Source organism: Paenibacillus andongensis, from assembly GCF_025369935.1.
In the GTDB taxonomy this organism is placed as follows: Bacteria; Bacillota; Bacilli; order Paenibacillales; family NBRC-103111; genus Paenibacillus_E; species Paenibacillus_E andongensis.
Genome location: NZ_CP104467.1, coordinates 5,427,384 through 5,451,265, shown reverse-complemented (window position 1 = coordinate 5,451,265; position 23,882 = coordinate 5,427,384). Strand labels below are relative to the sequence as shown.

General features: G+C 46.7%; 18 protein-coding genes. All 18 read left to right on the top strand.

The features are described from left to right. Positions 1-17: 17 nt before the first annotated feature. The 18 genes from NYR53_RS24475 to NYR53_RS24390 all read left to right on the top strand — a co-directional run bounded on the left by NYR53_RS24475 (position 18) and on the right by NYR53_RS24390 (position 23,880). Positions 18-1,037, top strand: coding sequence for a zinc-binding alcohol dehydrogenase family protein (locus NYR53_RS24475; protein WP_261301747.1), 1,020 nt, complete (start codon positions 18-20; stop codon positions 1,035-1,037). 40 nt (positions 1,038-1,077) lie between these two features. Continuing rightward, positions 1,078-1,509, top strand: a complete 432-nt coding sequence (gene fucU, locus NYR53_RS24470; protein ID WP_261301746.1) for an L-fucose mutarotase — start codon at positions 1,078-1,080, stop codon at positions 1,507-1,509. A 186-nt stretch (positions 1,510-1,695) separates the two neighbouring features. Beyond that, on the top strand, positions 1,696-2,673 hold the full coding sequence (locus NYR53_RS24465) for a glycoside hydrolase family 43 protein (protein WP_261301745.1): 978 nt from the start codon (positions 1,696-1,698) through the stop codon (positions 2,671-2,673). 414 nt (positions 2,674-3,087) lie between these two features. Further along, the gene (locus NYR53_RS24460) at positions 3,088-4,011 is read left to right on the top strand and encodes an ABC transporter permease subunit (protein WP_261301744.1); all 924 of its coding nucleotides are present in this window, start codon (positions 3,088-3,090) and stop codon (positions 4,009-4,011) included. After that, the gene (locus tag NYR53_RS24455) at positions 4,008-4,976 is read left to right on the top strand and encodes a carbohydrate ABC transporter permease (protein ID WP_261301743.1); all 969 of its coding nucleotides are present in this window, start codon (positions 4,008-4,010) and stop codon (positions 4,974-4,976) included. The genes NYR53_RS24460 and NYR53_RS24455 overlap by 4 nt, the downstream gene beginning before the upstream one ends. Positions 4,977-5,019: 43 nt before the next feature. Further along, entirely contained in the window at positions 5,020-6,819 is a 1,800-nt protein-coding gene (locus NYR53_RS24450) for a type 2 periplasmic-binding domain-containing protein (protein ID WP_261301742.1), read from the top strand. 160 nt (positions 6,820-6,979) lie between these two features. Then, positions 6,980-8,509 (top strand): carboxylesterase/lipase family protein, encoded by a 1,530-nt coding sequence (locus NYR53_RS24445; protein WP_261301741.1) that lies wholly within the window; start codon positions 6,980-6,982, stop codon positions 8,507-8,509. A gap of 127 nt (positions 8,510-8,636) precedes the next feature. Next, a complete protein-coding gene (locus NYR53_RS24440; protein ID WP_261301740.1) occupies positions 8,637-9,434 on the top strand; it encodes a helix-turn-helix transcriptional regulator in 798 nt (265 codons plus the stop codon). Between the two features lie 73 nt (positions 9,435-9,507). Continuing rightward, positions 9,508-11,832 carry a glycoside hydrolase family 95 protein gene (locus tag NYR53_RS24435; RefSeq protein ID WP_261301739.1) on the top strand — a complete coding sequence of 775 codons (2,325 nt, stop codon included), beginning with the start codon at positions 9,508-9,510 and terminating at the stop codon, positions 11,830-11,832. A 166-nt stretch (positions 11,833-11,998) separates the two neighbouring features. Further along, the gene (locus NYR53_RS24430) at positions 11,999-13,414 is read left to right on the top strand and encodes a family 43 glycosylhydrolase (RefSeq protein ID WP_261301738.1); all 1,416 of its coding nucleotides are present in this window, start codon (positions 11,999-12,001) and stop codon (positions 13,412-13,414) included. Next, the gene (locus NYR53_RS24425) at positions 13,306-13,623 is read left to right on the top strand and encodes a helix-turn-helix domain-containing protein (protein ID WP_261301737.1); all 318 of its coding nucleotides are present in this window, start codon (positions 13,306-13,308) and stop codon (positions 13,621-13,623) included. The genes NYR53_RS24430 and NYR53_RS24425 overlap by 109 nt, the downstream gene beginning before the upstream one ends. Positions 13,624-13,697: 74 nt before the next feature. Continuing rightward, positions 13,698-15,242 (top strand): glycoside hydrolase family 43 protein, encoded by a 1,545-nt coding sequence (locus NYR53_RS24420; RefSeq protein ID WP_261301736.1) that lies wholly within the window; start codon positions 13,698-13,700, stop codon positions 15,240-15,242. A 71-nt stretch (positions 15,243-15,313) separates the two neighbouring features. Beyond that, positions 15,314-16,078: an IclR family transcriptional regulator gene (locus NYR53_RS24415; protein WP_261301735.1), complete on the top strand. Its 765-nt coding sequence runs from the start codon at positions 15,314-15,316 to the stop codon at positions 16,076-16,078. 86 nt (positions 16,079-16,164) lie between these two features. Further along, on the top strand, positions 16,165-17,046 hold the full coding sequence (locus tag NYR53_RS24410) for a fumarylacetoacetate hydrolase family protein (RefSeq protein ID WP_173188291.1): 882 nt from the start codon (positions 16,165-16,167) through the stop codon (positions 17,044-17,046). A gap of 49 nt (positions 17,047-17,095) precedes the next feature. Then, on the top strand, positions 17,096-18,565 hold the full coding sequence (gucD, locus tag NYR53_RS24405; RefSeq protein ID WP_261301734.1) for an alpha-ketoglutaric semialdehyde dehydrogenase GucD: 1,470 nt from the start codon (positions 17,096-17,098) through the stop codon (positions 18,563-18,565). Positions 18,566-18,612: 47 nt separating this feature from the next. Continuing rightward, positions 18,613-20,661 carry a YjhG/YagF family D-xylonate dehydratase gene (locus tag NYR53_RS24400; RefSeq protein ID WP_261301733.1) on the top strand — a complete coding sequence of 683 codons (2,049 nt, stop codon included), beginning with the start codon at positions 18,613-18,615 and terminating at the stop codon, positions 20,659-20,661. 496 nt (positions 20,662-21,157) lie between these two features. Beyond that, positions 21,158-22,834, top strand: a complete 1,677-nt coding sequence (locus tag NYR53_RS24395) for a type 2 periplasmic-binding domain-containing protein (protein WP_261301732.1) — start codon at positions 21,158-21,160, stop codon at positions 22,832-22,834. A gap of 71 nt (positions 22,835-22,905) precedes the next feature. After that, positions 22,906-23,880, top strand: coding sequence for an ABC transporter permease (locus NYR53_RS24390; protein ID WP_261301731.1), 975 nt, complete (start codon positions 22,906-22,908; stop codon positions 23,878-23,880). The last annotated feature ends 2 nt before the right edge of the window (positions 23,881-23,882 follow it).

Genomic DNA, 23,882 nt, shown 5'->3' with positions numbered 1-23,882 from the left:
GAGAAAAGAGGTTTGCAATGAAAGGAATCGTATGCGAGCAGATTGAATCATTTCGAATGTCGGTGGATTTACCTGAACCGGAGCTGACTGAGGGTCATGCGATCATAGGCATTCGGCGAATTGGCATATGCGGAACGGATTATCATGCGTTTAAGGGCAACCAGCCGTTCTTCCATTATCCGCGAATCTTGGGGCACGAATTGTCAGGTGTAATCGAGCAAATCGGCAAAAACGATGAAGGTCTTGTCATCGGAGATAGAGTAGCCATTATTCCCTATATGCACTGCGGCAAATGTTTAGCCTGCCGCAGAGGCAAAACAAACTGCTGCAAGGATATGCAAGTGCTTGGGGTGCACCAAGATGGCGGAATGCGGGAGCGAATTTCCGTTCCCATTTCGCATATTTTAAAAGCTAACGGTTTGACATTAGATGAGGCGGCAATTGTAGAACCTTTAGCCATCGGCGCGCACGCGGTACGACGATCGGAAGTTTCGGAATCGGATACGGTGCTTGTTATCGGTTCAGGACCGATTGGCCTAGGTGTCATGGCTTTTGCCAAATACGCAGGAGCAAGAGTCATTGCGATGGATATTAACGAGGAAAGGCTTGCTTTTTGCAGATCTTGGGCAAAGGCGGATCAGACCATTAACGCACTTGATTCCGATGTGAAGCAGCGTCTTTCCGAAATGACAAACGGCGATTTTCCTGTTGCCGTGTTTGACGCCACTGGTAACGCTACTTCGATGGCCAAATCGTTCGAATTGGTTGCTCATGGCGGGAAGCTCATTTTTGTAGGTCTGGTAAAAGGCGACATCGCGTTTTCGGATCCTGAATTCCATAAACGTGAGCTAACGCTCATGGGCAGCCGAAACGCAACAGTTTCGGACTTCGATCACGTCATGGACGTTCTTGGGAAATCCGTCCTGGATATCAGCCAATTTATCACGCATCGTGCTGCTTTTGACGAGATGATTGATTCGTTCGGAACGTGGCTGATGCCGGAGTCGAAGGTAATAAAAGCGATCGTAGAAGTCTAGAACATAATCAGATTTTGGCAGCTAAAGGAGTGTATTGAAAATGTTAAAGGGCATACCTCACATCCTATCGCCTGAAATGTTAAAGATTTTGATGGAGATGGGCCATGGCGATGAAATCTTATTAGCCGACGCTAACTTTCCAGCAGCAAGTCATGCTCAAAGACTGATCAGATGCGATGGTCACGGAATACCTGAATTGCTGGAAGCAACGATGCAATTATTCCCGTTGGATCCTTATGTGAAAAAGCCTGTGGCCCTAATGCAGGTCGTGCCTGGAGATCCAGTAGAGACGCCAATCTGGAATACCTACAGGACAATTCTGAAGAACCATACGCAAAACAGCGAACCGTTTGAAGAAGTTGAACGCTTTGCCTTTTACGAGCGTGCGAAGCAAGCCTACGCGATCATAGCAACAGGCGAAAGAGCTTTATACGCAAATTTAATTTTGAAAAAAGGTGTTATCAGCGGTTAATTGCATTTGATAAGGAAAGGGCAGGTCGAATGCAATCATTCGTCTGCCCTCTTTGCGGTTGATTTCATCAACCGCATCTTTATTAAAGGGGGGATAGATCTTTAATCTATTTATTTTGTAATCGCATACAAGGTCTCATAATAAAGGAGAAAGACAAAATCAAATCCATAAAGGAGGAGCACAAGTATGCACAATTTACCGAAACCTCATCACCCGCTTGTCACCCATATCTTTACTGCCGATCCTTCAGCGCACGTATTTGAGGGGAAAATTTACATCTACCCGTCACACGATCTCGATCATGACGGCACCGATAATGACAATGGGGATCAATATGCAATGGAAGATTATCATGTTCTATCCATGGATGGCTTCGAGTCCCCCGTTATCGATCATGGGCAAGTCCTTCATCTGAAAGATATTCCCTGGGCTTCCAAACAACTCTGGGCTCCTGATGCTGCTTTTAAGGCTGGCACCTATTTCTTGTATTTTCCTGCCCGGGATCATGATGGGATTTTTCGAATCGGTGTGGCGACCAGCACGTCGCCGGCCGGTCCTTTTCTTCCTCAACCGTCTTATATCGAGGAAAGCTTCAGTATCGACCCAGCGGTGCTTGTTGATGACGACAATCGGGCTTACCTATATTTCGGCGGTCTTTGGGGCGGTCAATTGGAAAAATGGCAGACCAGTACTTTCGAGCCGGAAGCGGTGGGGCCGGCGGCGGAGGCGCCTGCTATAGGTCCTCGGGTCGCTCTGCTGAGCGAGGATATGCTGTCATTTCAAACCGCTCCGCTAGAAGTTTCGATTGTTGACGAAAACGGCAGCCCGATTCTCGCAGGAGACGAGGATAGACGCTATTTTGAAGGACCGTGGGTACACAAATATAACGGCTGGTACTACTTGTCCTACTCCACGGGCACCACCCATAAATTAGTTTACGCCGTCAGCCGGAATCCGTTGGGACCGTATACCTTCAAGGGCACGATCTTAACTCCGGTTATCGGCTGGACAACTCATCACTCCATTGTCCAGTTCGAAGACAAATGGTACTTATTTTACCACGACAGTTCTTTATCCGAAGGCGTTAACCACAAGCGTTGCGTCAAATATACGGAGTTACACTATAACGAAGATGGAACGATTCGGACGATCGATCCTTATTAATGAAAAAAAAATTTGGCCTTGGCCATTAAAAACTGCGGGCGGGACATCCTGTTCTCCGCCTGCAATTGGAAAGCCGACAACCTGGCGGAATCGCAGCTGGTCGGCTTTTTGGTCTAAACAAATTTGTCCGTGCTGATTTTAAATTAGCCATGTCTCCAAATGATCGTGATTCACCGAGCTATATGAGAATAGATCAATAATCGATGAGAATAGGTCATTGTTTTGGAAAAATTGATATTTTATAATAGCTTTAACGAAACCGATTGAAAACGCTATCAACACAAGGTGTGTCCTCAAATTCATTGATGACCTTTTGCGCTGGAGTAGAGTGAAACTGCCATTTCGGCACTCCATATTTTTTTGGATATCGTTATTTGTCAATAAATACGTTGAATATAAAATAGGGGGCCTGACATGGTACGAATAGAAAAATACAGCAAGAAAAGCATCTCAATGATAAAATTCCTCTTTATTATGCCTTTTATGGTTTTACTTGGTGTCTTTGCGTATTACCCGCTATATGGTTGGGTTTATGCATTCTTTGACTATACGCCGCCGATTCCGCTGTCCCAATCGCCGTTTGTTGGTCTGAAGTGGTTTCATACCTTGGTCGAAAACCAAGTAAAGATCGATCAAACGCTTCAAATACTCAAGAACACGTTTGGGATGAGTGGCTTGAATCTGCTATTCTCCTGGCTTCCAATGATTTTTGCCATATTCCTGACTGAGATCAAATCCGTACGTTTCCGGAGGTTTATACAGACGGTAACAACCTTGCCGAACTTCATCAGTTGGGTATTGGTCTATTCACTGGCATTTTCAATGTTCTCTAGTGAAGGTATAGTCAACGGCCTTTTGAAACAACTTGGATTTATTGATTCCCCGGTATTACTTCTTCAAAACTCCGACCATGTTTGGATTATGATGTGGATATGGACGACTTGGAAAACATTGGGTTGGTCAGCCATATTGTATATAGCGGCGATTATGAGTATAGATGATTCTCTATATGAAGCGGCCTATGTAGACGGCGCGACAAGAATGCGGGTGATCTGGCATGTAGTATTGCCGAGTATGGTGCCGACCTATTTTGTTTTGTTGATGCTGCAAATTGCGAGTTTTCTGAATAATGGCTTGGAGCAATATTTCGTATTTCAAAATGCATTTAACAAGGATTCCATACAAGCTTTAGACTTATATGTTTACAACCTAGCAATGGGGGGCGGCAGCTATTCCGTGTCCGTCGCGATCAGTATGCTAAAGAGCTTGATTAGTGTAGTACTTCTCTTTTCTGTGAACGGACTATCAAAAAAACTAAGAGGAGAGAGTATTGTATGAGTGATACAGCAGTAGGGCTGGCGCCGAATGATAAAGTGTCTGGCAGTCATCTCACTAGAAAAAATAAAGTCCAGGTCAGCCCAACAGACAAAATGATTACTGTTTTAATATATTTCCTGTTTTCCCTCTATGCGCTTATTTGTGTATATCCATTTTACTCTATCATTATTAATACGATAAGTGCAAACGATATCAGTGCCAAAGGTGATGTTATCTTTTACCCGATGCATATCCAATTCCATAACTACGTGGATGTGTTTAAAATACCGGGGTTGTGGAATGCAGCCGTTGTATCTGTAGGAAGGACCGTGATCGGAACCACTTTGACGGTAGGGGCTTCCGCCTTTTTAGGATTCATGTTTACCCAAGAGGATATGTGGAAGAGAAAATTTTGGTATCGCTTTACGGTTTTAACAATGTTTTTTAATGCCGGGGTTATTCCGTGGTATTTGACAATGAGGTCTTTGCATCTGACAAACAATTTTTTGGCCTATATTCTGCCGACAATCGTAGCTCCGTTTTTCATCATTCTTGTAAAGACTTTCGTGGAATCAACGCCGAAGGAATTGCAACATGCGGCAAGTATCGACGGGGCCGGGACCATGACCCTTTTTTTCAAAATCATGTTGCCCATCTGTAAGCCCATATTGGCTACGGTTGCCATATTTGCGGCAGTGGATCAGTGGAATTCCTTCCAAGACACGTTGTTGTTGGTTACGGAGAGCAAACTATATAGCTTGCAGTTTATTCTATATAACTATATTAGTCAGGCAAGTTCCATATCCAGCATGGTAAATCTGGAGAATGCCGGTTCGACAGCCATAACAAGTCTGGCAACAAAGCAAACCACTACTTCAATTCGAATGACGGTGACCATTATTGTTGTAGCGCCTATTTTGTTGATTTATCCGATTTTCCAAAGATTTTTTGTGAAGGGGATTATGATCGGTGCAGTGAAGGGATAACTTACACCGTTATAATAAATTGAAAGAATACGGGGGGTTGAACATGAATAAGCGGAGTAAAGCAGTAAAAAAATCGATGTTGATGTCGTTTGCTTGCCTCTTCATGGTTTCGGTAGCATTGACCGGCTGTGGAGGCGAATCTAACAATAAGGCGGCATCAACGGTACCAAGTAAGTCACCAGACTCCGGTGCTGGAGCTACATCCAAGGCAAGTACAGGGCTAGATCACAGTAAACCGCTGACCATTACCGTTTTTGACGCTGCAGCAAATTATCAAGGCGAGCAGAAAGGGTGGTATGGAAAGCTTATTAAGGACAAGTTCAATATCACATTGAACATTCTTGCTCCGCAGATTGCCGGCGATCAGCTTTACAAGACAAGATCGGCAGCAGGAAATTTGGGCGATCTCGTGATCGTACCTAACAGTCAGTTGGAAGAATTAATTCCAGCGGGTCTGATTATGGACCTCACGGATAAGATCAAGAATACGCCGAACCTGTCCAAATATGTGGACAATCATTTCAAACCTTTCAATGCAGCATTCCAAAAAGTAAATCCGGGTGGCAAGATTTATGCTTTGCCGACTTTTGAGGCAGATACTTCACCAACGACATACTCGGAACAAATCCCTTACTCAAGCCCAATAATGCCTTGGGATTATTACAAGGGAGTTGGGGCTCCCAAGCTGAACAATCTGGATGATCTTTTGAATGTGCTGAAACTTATGCATGAGAAATATCCGAAGACGCCGGACGGTAAACCGATAGCTCCAATCACCTTGTGGAAGGATTGGGACAGCAGAGGCACTATGGAAAATGCACGCTGGCTCAGCAATTGGTACGGTTACGAGCAACCAGAAGGAACCACGACCATCCAGTTGAATGCAAAAGGCGATATCGTTCCGCTCATCGATGACAACAGTATGTACAAGAAAATTCTGCAATTCTATTTTAAAGCAAATCAGATGGGTTTGGTTGACCCTGACTCGCCAACCCAGGATTGGAACAAAGTATCCGAAAAGCTGACCAACAAGCAGGTACTCCTTTTGTGGTACTCATGGGAAACAGGGTTCTACAATTCAATTGAAAGAGGTAAAAAGGGTGACGGGAATGTTGCTGTTCCGATCGCTGACACGCACATCATTCAGGCAAGCGATGCCTATTACGGCAATGGAAGAGTATTTGCTATCGGTTCCAAAGCCAATGATCCCGATCGGATCATGGAATTCATGGATTGGCTTGTTTCTCCTGAAGGCCTGCGCTACTATGTGAATGGATTTGAAGGCTTCAACTATGAAAAGACGGCAGACGGTAAATTTAAGCTGACCGAGGTGGGTCAAACCGCATTCCAGAAAAATACACCTGTTCCAGATGAGTATGGAGGCGGCGGATATCAGGACGGACAAAGCAAACTGAACACGATGATCATAAGCGATTTTGCCAAAGATCCAAAGACAGGGGAGTTCTATAACAGCAATTACTGGGCCGCAACAATTGAAGCGAACAAGACAGCGCTAACGACGGATTGGCAGAACACCTATAATGCAGAAAACGCAACAGATTACTACCTGAAACATAAGATGATCGATATCGTCCCCAATATCAATACAAGTTTAGGAAGCGATTCATCAGATATTAAAAACAAACGCAGTCAGATTTCTGACTATGTAAAGAACACATCCTGGAAAATGGTATTCGCAAAGAATCAAGCTGAGTTCGACAAGCTTTGGGAAATGATGAAGAAAGATGTGATAGGCCTCGGCTGGAATGATGCAGTTGCCTCGGATACGGAAAAAGCGCAAAAAATTATTAAAATGCGTGCCGATGCATTAGCTAAAAAGTAAAAATTATAATTTTTTATGAATGAGGGATATGTATGATCTTATATATCCTTCATTCATTTTCTGATTCTAGACTAATATACCGTCCGTCGATGATCTTTTGCAGATTCTTGCAAAGACGCTTTCGTGGAACGAGTTCGCTTAATGTAAGGAGAAATCGAGCATGCTTAGAGTCGTAAACGTTGAAAATGGATTGGTACAAGGGTTACCGGCAGCCGACCCCCGGATCACGAGTTTCAAAGGGATCCCGTTTGCCGCTCCGCCCGTAGGAGAGAACCGCTGGCGTGCCCCGCAGCCCGCCAAAGACTGGGAGGGCGTGCTCAAAGCATATGAATTCGCGCCGGTCTCGATGCAGGTCAGACAAGAAATCGACGACAACAATATTTATACCCGGGAATGGGCTGTGGAACCGGACATCGCCATGGACGAGGACTGCCTCTACCTTAACGTGTGGACCCCGGCTAACCGTGCCGATGAAAAGCTGCCGGTGTACGTATGGTATTTCGGAGGAGGCCTGCAGGTCGGTCATACGGCCGAGATGGAGTTCGACGGGGAACGCATCGCCCGAAGAGGCATCGTCGTGGTTACGATCAACTATCGTCTGAATGTGTTCGGATTTCTATGCCACCCTGAAATCACGGCGGAATCGCCGGAAGCTCCCGCGAACTTCGGCCACCTCGATCAACAATCTGCTACAAGATGGGTCAAACGCAATATTGCTGCTTTCGGCGGCGATCCGGACAACATCACCGTCGGCGGACAATCTGCCGGCGGCGGAAGCGTCATGAGCCAGCTTACTTCACCGCAGAACAACGGCCTCTTTCAGAGAGCGATCGTGCAGAGCGGGATACTCACGGAGCTCTACCCGGGAGTCCGCACACCCAGGTTTCTACGCGATATTACGGAAGCCGAAAAGGAAGGCGTTCAATTCTTCGAATTTCTCGGCATTTCCTCGCTTGCGGAAGCCCGGAAGCTGGATGCGGTTTCTCTCCGAGACAAGATGCTGGAGTACAAGGCGTTCTGGGGCACCGTCGTCGACAATAAATTCAGTGTTGGCAACGCATTCGAATTGTTCCTTCAAAACAAGCGCTTGCAGGTACCGGTGATGTTCGGCCATACGTCATCCGAGTTTTTCAGCGCTCCGGAGGCCGATTCGCTGGACGGAATCAAGAATTTGGCCGTCGATCTATTCGGCGACGATGCCAATGAATTTCTTGAAGTTTGTGGATTTTCGTCAGGCAACTTCGATGAGGTTTTGAAAAAAGCTTCGGTAAGCGGCATCGAATACGCGATACGGATTGCCGGACAGGCCAATGCGGATACCGGCGCCAATCTCCCGCTTTACTATTACAATTTCGATGCGGGAATCCCAGGTTGGGATAACCCTGGAACGTTCCACTCGGTGGATCTCTGGTTCTTCTTCGAGACCCTCGCCAAATGCTGGAGGCCGTTCGTCGGCAAACATTACGATCTTGCCCGCCAAATGTGCAATTACTGGGCGAGCTTCATTCGTTGTGGAGATCCGAACGGTAAAGATTCTACGGGAGAGGACTTGCCTCGGTGGGAGCCCTATACGCCAAAGGCGCCGTACGGCATGCGATTCGTGGATCAAGCCGAGTTTTCCAGAGAACAGCCCAGCGATATGATGCAGCTCCTCGTGAGGCAATATTTCAAGAGAAAATCCGATCGATGACATCGAACAACCAGAGCGTGGGCTGCAGGGAGGAGCCGTCGTTCCTTTGCTTCGTTGACTGTCTTCAAACAGTAATATATGTTAATAAATAATTGATGTATTGTCATTTTTTTGATACTGGAGGATCATGATGACCAACATTTTCTATGTTGAGTATGATGCCGCTCACGCAAGCAATTTTGTGTTCGATATCCCTGAGGGCCATAACTGTTGGCTGCTCGTTGTGACCCATACACCTGCCCTGTTCTGGGTCAATGAAGAATTGAAGGAGTACCCAGCACACAGTGGAGTTTTATACCATCCCCATCAAAAAATTTATTACCGAGCCTGCGAGGAACAATATAAGAACGACTGGATTCGATTCGAATCCAACGAATCGTATGTAACGGAAACATCGCTTCCATTCGGAGTGCCATTTTCATTGAATGACCCTGAATACTGCCACAAAATATTCCAACTCCTCGTCAGTGAACACTCTTTTCAAAAAGATTATAAAGAATCATCCATTGACTGCTTACTGAGAACCCTGTTTAACAAGCTGCTGGAATCTTACTTTCAAGAAGTAATTACGCCCAAATACTACAACTTGTTATCGCTTCGGACCGCCATTTACAGTAATCCTAGCCAGGACTGGGCGGTTCCAAGAATGGCCGACTCTATCCGCATCAGTCCTGGGTATTTGCAGACAATTTACAAGAAGACTTTCGGGATTTCTTGTATGGATGACGTGATTACAAGCCGCATCCGCCAAGCCAAGGAATATTTGTTGCACGGCTCTCTATCCATCGCGGAGGTCGCTTTACGCTGCGGGTATAACAACGTGGAGCACTTCTGCCGTCAATTCAAGCAGATTACGGGCTTTACACCTAGAAAGTTTCACAAGCAGAAGGAAGGCGCGTCTCTTGAGAGGGCCGCCAAACCGTAACTTAGACAACAAAAAAAGGAGACTCTGCTGATTAGAAATAGAATCCGATTGTAAAGTGAAGGAGTCAATCATCATGAGTGAAGCACGTTTAGAGTACAAAGAAAGACTATTTTTCCGCTCCCCAGCCAAGCATTGGGACGAAGCATTTCCGATTGGCAACGGACGGCTGGGAGCTATGATTTTCGGAGGGCCATGCTCCGAACGACTGCAGCTTAATGAAGATTCCCTATGGTATGGAGGGCCGAGGGATCGGCATAACCCGGATGCTTTGGAACATCTTCCGGAAATTCGCCGCCTCATTTTTGAAGGGAAGCTCAAAGAAGCCGAGTCCCTCGCTTCGCTTGCCTTAACTGCGATCCCTGAAACCCAGCGTCATTATGTGCCGCTCGGCGATCTGTTTCTTCATTTCCCAACATTAGACGATAACCAAGTCATCGATTATGAACGGGAGCTCGATTTATCAGAAGCAGTGGTCAGTATTTCCTTTAAGGCGGGTAAGGTTCATTATCGTCGCAAGATCTTTGCGAGCTATCCGGACGGCGCGATTGTGATTCGATTGACGGCTGATACGCCGGGCCAAATTTCTTTTACGGCAAGAATGGGAAGGGAAAGGTTCAGATACGTAGACCATATCCGCACAGAAGAAGGTAATTCGATCGTGATGAGCGGCAATAGTGGTGGAGGTGTTAACTATTGCGGTGTGTTGATGTGCAAACCAGAGGGAGGCAAAATGCGTACGATAGGGGAGCACTTGGTCGTGACCAATGCCGATGCCGTCACATTGGTCATTTCCGCCGCCACGGATTTTCGAGAGTCCGATCCTGAATCCGCAGCTTTTGCGAATGCCAAGCGTGCTGCTTCACGGACGTATACCGATTTATTAACGGCCCACATTGAGGATTATTGTAAACTGTTTGAGAGGACGTCGTTAAGGCTTGATGCTGCATGCAATGCTGAGGAACAAGACACCTCGAAACGATTGGAACAGATGAAAGCTGGAGCTGAAGACCCCGAACTTCTAGCTTTATATTTTCAGTATGGCCGTTATCTGCTTATTGCTTCAAGCAGACCAGGATCTTTACCTGCGAATTTGCAAGGGATTTGGAATAAGGATATGTTGCCGGCCTGGGACAGCAAATTTACCATTAACATTAATGCGCAAATGAACTATTGGCCGGCTGAGATCTGCAATTTATCCGAATGCCATGAGCCTCTCTTTGAATTGATCGAACGGATGATTCCAAACGGTCGCCGAACCGCTCAAGTCATGTATGGGTGCGGTGGCAGTGCTGCCCATCATAATACTGATATTTGGGCGGATACCGCACCGCAGGATCTTTATCTACCCTCGACATATTGGCCCCTAGGTCTTGCATGGTTATGTCTGCATCTTTGGGAACATTATCAATTCGAGCGGAATGAGGCATTTCTGAAACGTGCTTACCCGATGATGAAAGAAGCGGCTGCTTTTCTTGTTGGTTATATGGTCGAACTTCCTAGTGGAATGCTTGTCACTTGCCCCTCTGTCTCACCTGAAAACACTTATAGATTGCCGAATGGGGAAACGGGCGTGCTCTGCTATGGGCCATCCATGGATAGCCAGATTGCTCGCGAATTGTTTCTCGCATGTCTAGCGGCAGGTGAACAGCTAGAGACGGATATGGACTTCGTGACAACGCTTAAACTTACAATAGATAAGCTGCCTCAGACCCAGATTGGGCGTCATGGACAAATACAGGAGTGGATTGAAGATTATGAGGAAGTGGAGCCAGGACATCGTCATATCTCACACTTGTTCGCTTTGCACCCGGGAACACAGATCACTCCAGAGAAGACACCAAGCCTAAGTGCTGCTGCTCGCCGGACACTGGAGAGACGACTTGCAAACGGAGGCGGACATACAGGCTGGAGTCGCGCCTGGATTGTGAATTTTTGGGCTCGGCTGGGAGATGCGGAAGAAGCATACGAAAATGTAACTGCCCTTTTGACGCACTCCACATTGCCCAACCTTCTCGATAACCATCCGCCGTTTCAGATAGACGGTAATTTTGGCGGGACTGCGGGTATCGCGGAAATGCTGTTGCAAAGCCATGCTGACGCCATTCATTTGTTACCAGCTCTCCCTAAGGCATGGTCCAATGGTGAAGTAACGGGGCTTCGCGCCCGCGGTGCGGTAACGGTAGATATGGCATGGAAGGACGGTCAATTACAGCATGCTGATCTGAAGCCAGATTATAAAGGGGTGTATCGTATTCGTTGCAATCTGCCCATCCAATTATGGATTGAAGGGGAGATTTATGAGCCAACGCAACTCGACGCATCAACCTATTCGTTTGAGGCGGAGGCAGGGACTGCGGTTCATGTACTTGCTAAGGCCGAATCCAAGCCCGTGAATTGAGATTCATTGATAAACTCGTTAACCGTGAAAAGGAACGGTTGGAATTTGCTGTGGATGACGATCAGGGCAATCATGTGATATTCATACCGTTGTTCAGAGTTGAGGAAGAAGAATATTCAGTGTATATGAAAGAAACATCCAATTTAGCAGGAGTGAACAGATTAATATGAAAAAACAAGCACGAAATCCATATCTTCCATCATGGGAATATATTCCCGATGGAGAACCGTATGTTTTTAACGGCAGAGTTTATGTATATGGCTCTCATGACCGTTTTAATGGGCATGCGTATTGCTTGAACGATTATGTCTGTTGGTCGGCACCTGAGGATGACCCGGCAGACTGGCGGTATGAAGGCGTGATTTACAAAAAAAAAGATGATCCGCTTAATCCTGATGAAAGAATGTGTCTGTATGCACCAGATGTCACGGTTGGTCCGGATGGACGTTATTATTTGTACTATGGCCTTGACAAGGTTTCTATCGTTTCGGTCGCTGTTTGTGATACCCCGGCCGGCAAATATGAATTTTATGGCTATGTTCGATATGCCGATGGAACACGTTTGGGAGACAGAGAAGGCGACGAGCCACAATTTGATCCAGGAGTGATGACAGAAGGAGAAAGAACGTACCTGTATACCGGTTTCTGTGCAGCTGGGGACAAGTCAAGAAGCGGTGCCATGGCTACGGTCCTGGGTCCCGATATGCTCACGATTTTGGAGGAACCGGTATTTGTCGCGCCAAGTGAACCTTACAGCAAAGGCAGCGGATTCGAAGGGCATGAGTTTTTTGAGGCCCCTTCTATAAGGAAGAAAGGCGATACGTATTATTTTATTTATTCATCCATCGTCATGCATGAACTGTGCTACGCGACCAGTAAATGCCCAACAAAGGATTTCGTATATCAGGGAGTCATTGTCAGCAATAATGATCTTCATATCGACTCATACAAACCGGCGAATAAACCCATGTATTATGGCGGCAATAACCATGGTAGCATTGTTGAGATGAATGAAAAGTGGTACATTTTTTATCATAGACATACCAACGGAACGAATTTCAGCCGGCAAGGTTGTATCGAACAGATCGAATTCCGCGAGGATGGTACGATTCCGCAGGTGGAAATGACATCCTGCGGTTCGAATGGAGGGCCGCTTGACGGTCGAGGGGAATATCCTTCGTACCTGGCTTGCAATCTGTTTTGCAATGTTGAGGCGTTGTATACAGGAGCTCCCGGGGAATGGATGGACTGTCGGTTTCCGAAGATTACCCAAGATGGGAAAGATGGAGATGAGGAGATCGGTTATATCGCCAATATGAGGGATTCCGCAACAGCCGGATTTAAATATTTTCAGTGTGATGGGATCAAGAAAGTCAAAATCAGGGTGCGTGGATATTGCCGTGGTGCCTTTGAAGTGAAAACATCATGGGACGGTCCTGCTCTCGGGAAGATATCGGTTGACTTTACAAATATATGGAAGGAATATTCTACGGATCTCGTTATACCGGATGGCATACAAGCCTTGTATTTCACGTATACGGGTACGGGAGGCGCGAGTCTAGCTTCGTTCACATTGGAATAACCAACATAGGATCATGCTCATTCCAGGCAACGTTCTTTAAAGCAAGGATTGGAAAAGCAAGAGAGCTGCTCAAGCAGGATGAGCTGAAAATTTCGGAGGTCGGTGTTCGTGTGGGGTACGAGGCGGCTCACTCGTTTACCCGATTTTTCAAGAAAATGACCGGTTTGACACCCTTGGAGCATCGGGATGCCCTACGAGCTAAGAAGTGAGTTGAGAAAGACGTCACGACTATTGAACATGGCTGTTTATTGTAGGAGCTAAATTAAGGGAGGGGGAAATGCAGATGTACCCGAATCCCATTATATGGGCTGACTATCCGGACCCCGATGTGATCCGGGTGGAGGATACTTATTATATGGTCAGTACGACCATGCATTTTATGCCGGGGTGTGTAATATTGAGGTCGTATGACCTGATCCATTGGGAAGTGGCAACATATGTATATGATGCTTTGGATGATACACCGGATCAGAGGCTGGAGGGTGACCGACAGATCTATGGAAAGGGAATGTGGGCGGCATCTTTGCGTTACCATCAAGGTAAATATTATGTATGTTTCGTAGCAAACGATACTCATCAAACGTATTTGTTTTCTGCGTTTGAAATCACAGGACCATGGATGAGGCACCCGAATATCGAAGGATTCTATCATGATTGCTCACTTTTGTTTGATGATGATGGCAGAGTTTATATTATATATGGAAATGCCGAGATTCATCTTACAGAATTAAAGGAAGATTTGACCGGACCCAAGCCTGGTGGATTAAACCGGATCATTGTGAGGGAGACAGGACCTTATCATCTTGGTTATGAAGGTGCCCATATCTATAAGATTAATGGAAAATATTACGCATTTTTTATACACATTACACAGTCCAGACATAGTCGCAGAACACAAGCCTGTTTTGTAGCAGATTCCCTGGAGGGGGACTTTGTTGGCGGAGAGGTGTTTGATGATGACATGGAGTATTTTAATGCAGGTATAGCACAAGGCGGAATCGTTGATACGCCAGATGGTAAATGGTATGCCCTCTTGTTTCAGGATCATGGTGCCGTTGGCCGTATCCCTGTCTTGGTGCCTTTGCATTGGGAAAATGATGTTCCGGTATTCGATAGGAAGCCACCCCCATATATCGACATTCCGAGTACTAGACCTGGATATGAATACAAACCGTTGGTCGGAAGCGATGATTTCTTCTACAAGCCGGATGAGAACGGCAAGGTTCATCTGAAAGACTACTGGCAGTGGAATCATATCCCGACAGATATTTTGTGGTCCGTAACGGATAAGCCGGGTACATATCGTATTCAATCTGGAAAAATCAATCCCAATTTAACATTTTCGGTAAATACATTGACACAGCGTACAATGGGGCCCGCATGCGAAGCTATCGTTACCTTGGATGGAAGCGAGCTAAAGGATGGCGATTATGCAGGCTTGTGCTTCTTGATCAGCACCTATGGCTTCATTGCACTTACCAAGGAAGCTGGACAATACTACTTGGTCATGTTGGCAAGAACCACAGACGATAAAACGATCTTCGGAAACCTAGTAGACAAAGAGACTGGGGTGGAATATGCAAGGATTCCAGTGGACAGTGACAAAGTTACTTTGAAGGCTTATGGCAATTTCGTGAACAATACAGACGAGTGCGAGTTTTATTACATGGACGGAGAAGACTGGAAAAAGCTTGGTATTACCCATAATATGGTCTGGAAAATGGATCAATTTGTAGGGGCGCGTTACGGGTTGTTCCTATATTCTACCAAGGAGATTGGAGGAACGGCTCAGTTTTCTAGGTTCGTGTACAATGTGAAGAAATCCTGAGGATGAGTGAGCATACATGAGATAAATCCTTAGAACTGAGGGACGGGAAACTTGTAGATAGGAGTGATACCATGCCTATTATTCAAGCGCTGGACAGAGCATTGAAAATATTGGATTTATTCGACGAGCATACGACAGAGCTGAAAATTACAGAAATCAGCGCGAGAATGGAGCTTCACAAGAGTACAATACACTCCTTATTGAAAACGCTTCAGTTACACGGTTATATCAATCAGGATATGGAAACAGGAAAGTACAAGTTAGGGTTAAAGTTCCTGGAAAAGGGACAGCTTATGCTGCAAGGCCTGGACATCCGTACAGTTGCCCGAAAGCACTTGACTGCTTTGTCGGAGCAGACAGGTCAGACAACCCATCTCGTTATTCTTGATGGGAAGGAAGGCGTGTATTTGGATAAAGTTGAGGGGGAAAAAGCTGCGATTCGCTATTCCCGAATCGGTCGTAGAATATCACTTCATAGCAGCGCGGTAGGAAAGGTGCTGACAGCCTTTAGAACGAAGGATGAGATCGATATGCTCCTTCGGAATTACCATTTCTCCAAGATTACAGAAGCGACGATTACGGAGATAGAGGCATTCCTTAACGAGCTGAATCAGATAAGGGAGCAAGGGTATTCCATTGACAATCAGGAGAACGAACCGGGCGTACGATGCGCTGCAGCACCTATTTTCGAGCATAATGGCTCGGTTGTAGCAGCGATCAGCATATCATCATTGATTTCAACGGTAGATGATTTATTGTTTAAACAGTATATTGCCTTACTTAAGAAAGAAGCAGAAACGATTTCACAGACCCTGGGGTTTCGGCAAGTTTTGTAAAGCATGTCGAGTCCAGGCAATTTTTACACTATTATTTGAGAACGCTGTTTTATAATATAAAACAAAATTAGAGGAGTGAGCAATTTATGAAAATTATCCGTTTTATAAATGAAGGGCTTTCACAGCTAGCTGCAGTTAATGACGAAGGGCAAATTTTCGTATTGCTGCAAAGCGATTTTTTAGCTTTGATTCAAGAAGCTGACGAAAAAGAGATTTCACCGCTCGAGTTGGTTTTGAAAATGATCGAAGGCCGTGAAGCGTTAACATGTCAAGTAGATCAGCTGGAGCTACTCGTTCCAATTGAAGCGCCAGAAGTATGGGCTGCTGGGGTTACCTATGAGCGAAGCAGAGACGCACGGAATTATGAGGCGACCGAAGGCAGACTGGATGCCTTGACCTTTTATGATAAAGTTTATGACGCTGTGCGCCCGGAGATTTTTTTCAAATCGACGGCTGCCCGAACGGTAGGTCCAGGCGGTGAAGTACAACTCCGAAGCGATTCCGTGTGGCAGGTGCCAGAACCGGAGTTAGGCCTTGTTCTAAACGCTATGGGGAAAATCGTAGGATACACCATTGGCAATGATATGAGCTGCCGGGATATTGAAGGCGAGAATCCGCTCTACCTGCCTCAGGCCAAAGTATGGAAGCGTTCCTGCTCCCTGGGACCAGCGATCCGTTTAGCCGAAACGGTAGACGACCCTTACAACTTGCAGATTACAAGCCGAATATATCGCAATGGGGAAAAAGCTGTCGAGGGAACGGCTAATACCAATCAGCTAAAACGAAAGCTTGACGAATTGACCGAATTTTTAATTCGGGATAATGAATTGTTTGACGGGACCGTGCTGCTGACGGGAACGTGTATTGTGCCGCCTAACGAGTTTACACTCGCTCACGGAGACCGGATCGAAATTGAGATTAGCGGTATTGGGAAACTTGTTAATCATGTTGTAGGTGCAGGAAGTTAATCTATAATTATCCAATTGGTAGATAACATACATTTAAGGAGGAATATATATGACATCCGTATTTGTTGGAGGGCAAACTTATTTAAACTATATAAACGGTGAATGGTGTCCTGCTAGCGCTGGGCAAACTGTTCCCAGCATAAACCCAGCTAAAAGAACTGAAGTCGTGGGCTATGTCCAATTGTCGTCATTGGAGGAATTGAACCAAGCCGTTGCCTCCGCCAAAGCGGCGCAGCAAGGTTGGAGAAAGTTATCGGGATCGGCGAGAGGGGATTATTTGTTTAAAGCGGCCAATGCACTTGAGAGACGCATCGATGAAATTGCCGAGACGATGACACGGGAAATGGGCAAAACATTGCCGGAAGCAAAGGGCGAAACTGCACGAGGGATCGCAATCTTGCGCTACTATGCTGGGGAAGGGATGCGGAAAATCGGGGACGTGATTCCCTCCACGGATAGCGAAGCGCTGATGTTTACGACCCGTGTACCGCTTGGGGTTGTCGGAGTTATTTCACCTTGGAATTTTCCAGTGGCGATTCCGATATGGAAAATGGCGCCAGCCTTAATCTATGGCAATACGGTTGTGCTGAAGCCTGCTCAGGAGACGGCCGTAACGGCTGCCAAAGTCGTAGAATGCATCGCAGAAGCGGGACTTCCTGCCGGTGTATTAAATATGGTGACCGGCAGCGGATCTGTGATCGGGCAAGGTCTTGCAGAGCATCCGGATGTAAACGGAATTACGTTTACCGGCTCCAATCAAGTTGGCAAACGGGTCGGTCAGGCGGCACTGGCCAGAGGGGCGAAATATCAGCTTGAGATGGGCGGGAAAAATCCGATCATTATCGCTGCAGATGCCGATTTGGATTTGGCGGTTGACGCGACGATCAGTGGCGGAATCCGGTCGACAGGACAGAAATGTACGGCAACAAGCCGTGTCATTGTGATGCGTGATGTGTATGAAACTTTCAAAGAAAAGCTCCTGAGCAAATTAAAAGGTTTAACAGTTGGTCATGGATTAGATGCCGGTACATGGCTCGGCCCTTGCGCAAACGAAAATCAGCTAAGAACGGTGCAGTCCTACATTCAAAAAGGAATAGAGGAAGGAGCTGAGCTGTTATTCGGCGGAGCATCACCGGATCACCCGGATCTCGCCGAAGGCTTCTATATTCAGCCCACCGTGTTCGATAAAGTAACTCCGGGAATGGCGATTGCCCGGGAAGAAATATTCGGCCCAGTCCTCGCGCTAATTCAGGTCGAATCCATGGAAGAAGCCATTCAACTGGCTAACGATTCGGATTATGGTCTGAGCGCTTCTATTTACACGCAAAGCATAAGCAACATTCTTTCGTTTATTCAAGATATGGACGCCGGTTTAGTAAGAATTAATTCCGAGACAGCCGGAGTGGAGTTGCAGGCTCCGTTCGGCGGTATGAAGCAGTCTAGCTCTCATTCGCGCGAGCAAGGCCAGGCGGCCATTGAATTTTTCACTTCGATAAAAACGGTATTTCTCAAAGCTTAAGCGTATCACTTTTGCATTGAAACCTAATTCGGAAGGGTGGAGGGTTAATGACAGAGCAATTAAAATCGATTATGGCAAATGAAAATAACGATTTGTTTACAATCCGTACGCATGCGCAAGGCCCAAAAGGCTCATTGCCACTAACAAAAGAAATGTTATTGCATGCTCCCAGCGGAGAGTTGTTCGGACTTACCCAAAATGTTGGAATGGGGTGGAAACCGTCTCGCCTGAAGGGTAAACAGTATCTGTTGTTAAGCACGCAAGGGGGCATACGTAAGGAAGACGGCAGTCCTGTCGCGCTCGGTTATCATACCGGTCACTGGGAAGTTGGCCTGCTGACACAGGCTGCTGCAGAGGTGATCACAGAAAGCGGAGGGGTTCCTTTCGCCGGATATGTGAGCGACCCTTGCGACGGTAGGTCCCAGGGAACGGAAGGCATGTTTGACTCTCTGCCTTACCGCAACGATGCAGCGATCGTTTTCCGGCGACTCATCCGCTCCTTGCCGACGCGCAAAGGAGTGCTCGGTGTGGCGACCTGCGACAAAGGACTGCCTGCCATGATGATTGCTCTCGCCGGGATGCACGAACTCCCTTGCGTAATTGTGCCCGGAGGAGTGACATTACCTCCTACGGAGGGCGAAGATGCCGGGAAAATCCAAACCATAGGTGCAAGGTATGCTAATGGCGAAATCAGCCTGGAAGATGCTGCCGACCTTGGCTGCCGGGCTTGTGCCACACCGGGCGGAGGTTGTCAGTTTCTTGGAACGGCAGCTACTTCGCAGGTTATTGCAGAGGCTATGGGCATGACGGTGCCTCACGCTGCGCTTGCACCGTCGGGACAGCCCGTGTGGGAAGAGATGGCCAGGCAGTCGGCCCGGGCAATGATGACGCTCGAGGAAAAAGGAATCCGGATGAAGGATATTTTGACCGAAGCGTCCATCCACAATGCGATGGTTGTTCATGCGGCCTTCGGCGGATCGACCAATTTACTGCTACATATCCCTGCTTTCGCTCATTCGGCAGGGCTGCCCGTTCCGACTGTTCGAGACTGGATTCGTATCAATAAAGACGTACCAAGGTTAGTCAGCGTATTGCCGAATGGTCCGGAATATCATCCGACTGTGCGCGTATTTTTGGCCGGAGGGGTACCGGAAGTGATGCTGCATCTCCGACGCTTGGGGGTACTGAAAGAAAGTGCGTTGACCGTAAGCGGTGAAACGCTGGGTACTGTATTGGATTGGTGGGAAACGAGCGAGCGCCGAGGGCGGATGAGAAGTCTGCTTATGGAAATGGACGGCATCGATCCGGACAACGTTATTATGAGTCCAGAACGTGCCAAAGAAAGAGGGTTGACCTCGACAGTTACGTTTCCTACTGGGAATCTGGCTCCGGAAGGCTCGGTGATTAAATCGACGGCAATTGACCCGACAACCATTGGAGAGGATGGGGTTTACCGCCATCGGGGCAATGCCAAGGTGTTTACCTCGGAGAAAACGGCAATCTCGGCAATCAAGAAAGGCGGCATTCAAGCTGGAGATATTATGGTGTTGATCGGGCGCGGACCATTGGGTACCGGGATGGAGGAGACCTATCAATTAACCTCAGCATTAAAGCATTTGCCGTTCGGCAAATACGTATCCCTTATTACCGATGCCCGGTTTTCGGGCGTATCCACAGGTGCCTGCATTGGTCATGTTGGACCTGAAGCGCTAGCTGGCGGTCCGATTGGTAAACTACGGGATGGTGATACAATCGACATCGTAGTTGACCGAAATCGTTTGGAAGGCAGCATCCATTTTCTAGGCGATGGTGGCGAATTGCTGCACCCTGAAGAAGGAGCCCGTGTGCTTGCTGCCCGCGACCCTCACCCGGAGCTTGCCGCAGACGAAAATCTACCTGCAGATACTCGTTTATGGGCTGCCTTACAGTCTGTCAGCGGTGGAACCTGGGCAGGGAGTGTTTATGATGTGGATCGTATTCTCGCTGTTTTGGAAGCAGGTACAAAAGCAGCGACGACGGCCAGTATCGCGTCAACTTCGCAAATGAGCGAACCGTCGACCATCGTTCAAGCGGATCGACCTTCGACAGGGTCCTGACAGCGACCCCCTGGGGTGACCTTGTTGCAAGCAAAGGATGCAACTGGTGGTTATTTGGCATGCAGTTTACGGGCAAATATATTATTATGACGAAGAGCGGGAACGAGAACTTGAGAAAAGATGGTTGGATGAATCGTCGGCTAGAAGTGTTTATTCACCCGTAGGGTGATTTTGTTCTTGTCAATAACTTCGTCGATGCTGTAGGGAAATGCTCAATCATTGCCTTTGTTGACGAATGATTTAAATAGGCTCAAAATGGTGGGAGGCCGATCCTTGTAGGTGCAGACGGACAACCTTGCTTGAAGTAAACAGCCAGTAGATGGGTTGACTTATTTAGTCGAACATTAGATTTACATGACTGTAATTCGTAGGGGTAAGACCTATATTTTGTGAATTGTAAGCGTATTCTTGGAGAGTATAATAAATAGTGTAAGTAAATAAGGGTTGGCCTATAGGATCATGCATCTTCATGGAGACAAAAGGGAGGATTAAAAAAATGGTTAAGAAAATAAAACGACCTGCTTTAGCTGCAATGGTACCCGTTCTGGCGCTAGGATTAACGCTGTCAGGGTGCAGCGACTCGAAGGATACGGCAAGTAGCACCTCTTCACCTAGCGGTAGTCAAACCAGTCCAGCAGCAACGAATAACGACGCGATTAAACCGGTTACATTGTCAGTGTTCATTGGTGGCCCTGGTCAACAGCCGACTCCTGACAACAAGATCTACAAGATGATTAAAGATAAAACTGGCGTTAGCCTAAAAATGGAGTTTCTGGTCGGTGACCTGCAGCAGAAGATGGGCGTTATGATTGCCGGCGGCGATTATGCGGATATTATGACCGGGGATGATAAACTAATTGCGGCCGGTGCTTTTATTCCCCTCGAGGACCTGATTGACAAATACGCGCCGAATCTGAAGAAGCACTATGCATCCGTGCTGAATCAGGCCAAGGATCCTGCAAGCGGTCACCTTTATGTTCTGCCAGCTTACGGCGTGTTCACTGGTCAAGTTAACGATACTACGTATGAAGGACCAGGCTTTTTCCTGCAAAAGGATGTCCTGAAGGAAATGGGGTATCCAACTCCTAAAACGTTGGACGAATATTTCGATATCATTGCGAAATACAAAGCGAAACATCCAGATATGATCGGGTTCGAGACGTTGAGCTTCGACTGGAGAAAATTCCCGCTGCTTAATCCGCCAGAGCATTTAGCTGGTTACCCAAATGACGGTGGTGTTATCGTCGATAACGGGAAAGCGTCAATTTTTGCGGACAAGGATATTGCCAAGACCTATTACAAGAAGCTGAATGAGATCAATGCGCAAGGCTTGATGGATAAGGAAGCACTGGTACAGAACTACGATCAATACTTAGCTAAAATTGCCAGTGGTCGTGTCATTGGGATGTTCGACCAGCACTGGAACTTTGGCGATGGAGAAAATTCTTTGAAATCACAAGGTAAATTCGGCAGCACATACGTAGGGTTCCCGCTCTTATATCCAGGCGCCACAGAGCACTACCGTGACCGTCCAGTTTTGAACATCAACCGCGGATACGGAATTTCGACGAAAGCCAAGGATCCGGTTCAAATCATCAAATTCCTTGACGCACTAATGACCGAAGATTGGCAGAAGACACTCCAATGGGGTATTCAAGGCGAGGATTATGAGGTAAAGGATGGTAAGTTCTACCGTACGCCTGAACAGCGCGCGAAAGCAGACGATAATACATGGAAGCTAGCGAATAAAGCGGATGGGTTCTTTGGTGGCCTACCTAAGATGCAAGGGACGTATAGTGACGGAAATGCAACTGATGCTGGATCACAGCCACAGGAATTCTTCGACAGCTTGAAGCCGCAGGATCAGGAAGTTCTGAAGGCATACAACCATAAGACATGGGCAGAGTTCTTCAAATCACCTGTGGAAAATAACATATACTACCCAGCGTGGAGTATTGATCTGGTGGATGGTTCACCAGCCAAAGTGGCCAATCAGAAGATGGAAGACCTTGCCGTCAAATATTTGCCGAAAGCAATTATGGTCAAACCGGATGAATTTGATGGTGTATGGAAGGAATATGTGGATCAGATTTCCAAAAGTAATTTCAAAGCCATCGAAGATCGTATCAATGAACAAATTAACTGGCGTATTAAGAATTGGAGCAGCAAATAAGAGAATAGAAATGTAGTAGAGTGGGGGAGACTCAGGGTCTTCTCTGCTTTACTTCCTAGGAGGGAATGTCGATGGCCGAGACCATACTGTCCAAAAGACCAACGAAAAAGCAAAAAATTGATCCGGAAATCGGCGTCGGTTTAAGTTGGAAGACGATCAAAAACCAGAAGCAGTTAATGCTGATGTCGTTTCCCATCGTGATTTATATTCTAATTTTCAATTATGTACCGATTTGGGGCTGGTTGATGGCGTTCCAGAATTATCGTCCGGCTTTGAAATTTTCCAAACAGCAGTGGGTGGGGCTGAAGCATTTTAAATTTCTATTTCAAGATGATACGTTCTTGACAGTGCTTCGCAACACGCTTGCCATGAGTATGATCAATTTGGTTCTTAGCTTTGCAACAGCCATTATTTTAGCTCTCTTACTGAATGAAATTAAAGCTCGTTTCTGGAAACGGTCCATCCAAACGATTTCTTATCTGCCTCACTTTCTGTCGTGGATCATTGCTGCGGGTATTGTAGCGACTTCCCTATCCGTTGATGATGGTATCGTTAATCAGCTGTTGGTGAAGTTGCACTTCATTAAGGAACCTGTGATGTGGCTTAGTCAAGGCAAGTATTTCTGGGGGATTGTGGGCTTGTCTAATGTTTGGAAAGAGGTGGGATGGAATACCATCATTTACCTTGCAGCTATCACCTCGATTGATCCGTCGCTGTATGAGTCTGCAGGAATCGACGGTGCAAACCGTTACCAGAAGATCCTTTACGTCACACTGCCTGGGATCAAGTCGACATTTATCATTCTATTAATCATGAACATCGGACATATTCTGGATGCAGGCTTTGAAATTCAGTACCTGCTCGGCAATGGATTGGTCGTCGACTGGTCGCAAACGATTGATATTTTCGTTCTAAAGTACGGGATAGCTCAAGGCAACTATTCGCTGGCCACTGCGGCAGGTATTTTCAAAACAGTTGTAAGCATAATACTTATTCTGATTGCAAATTCTACCGCCAAGCGCCTTGGTGAAGAGCGGTTGATATAAAG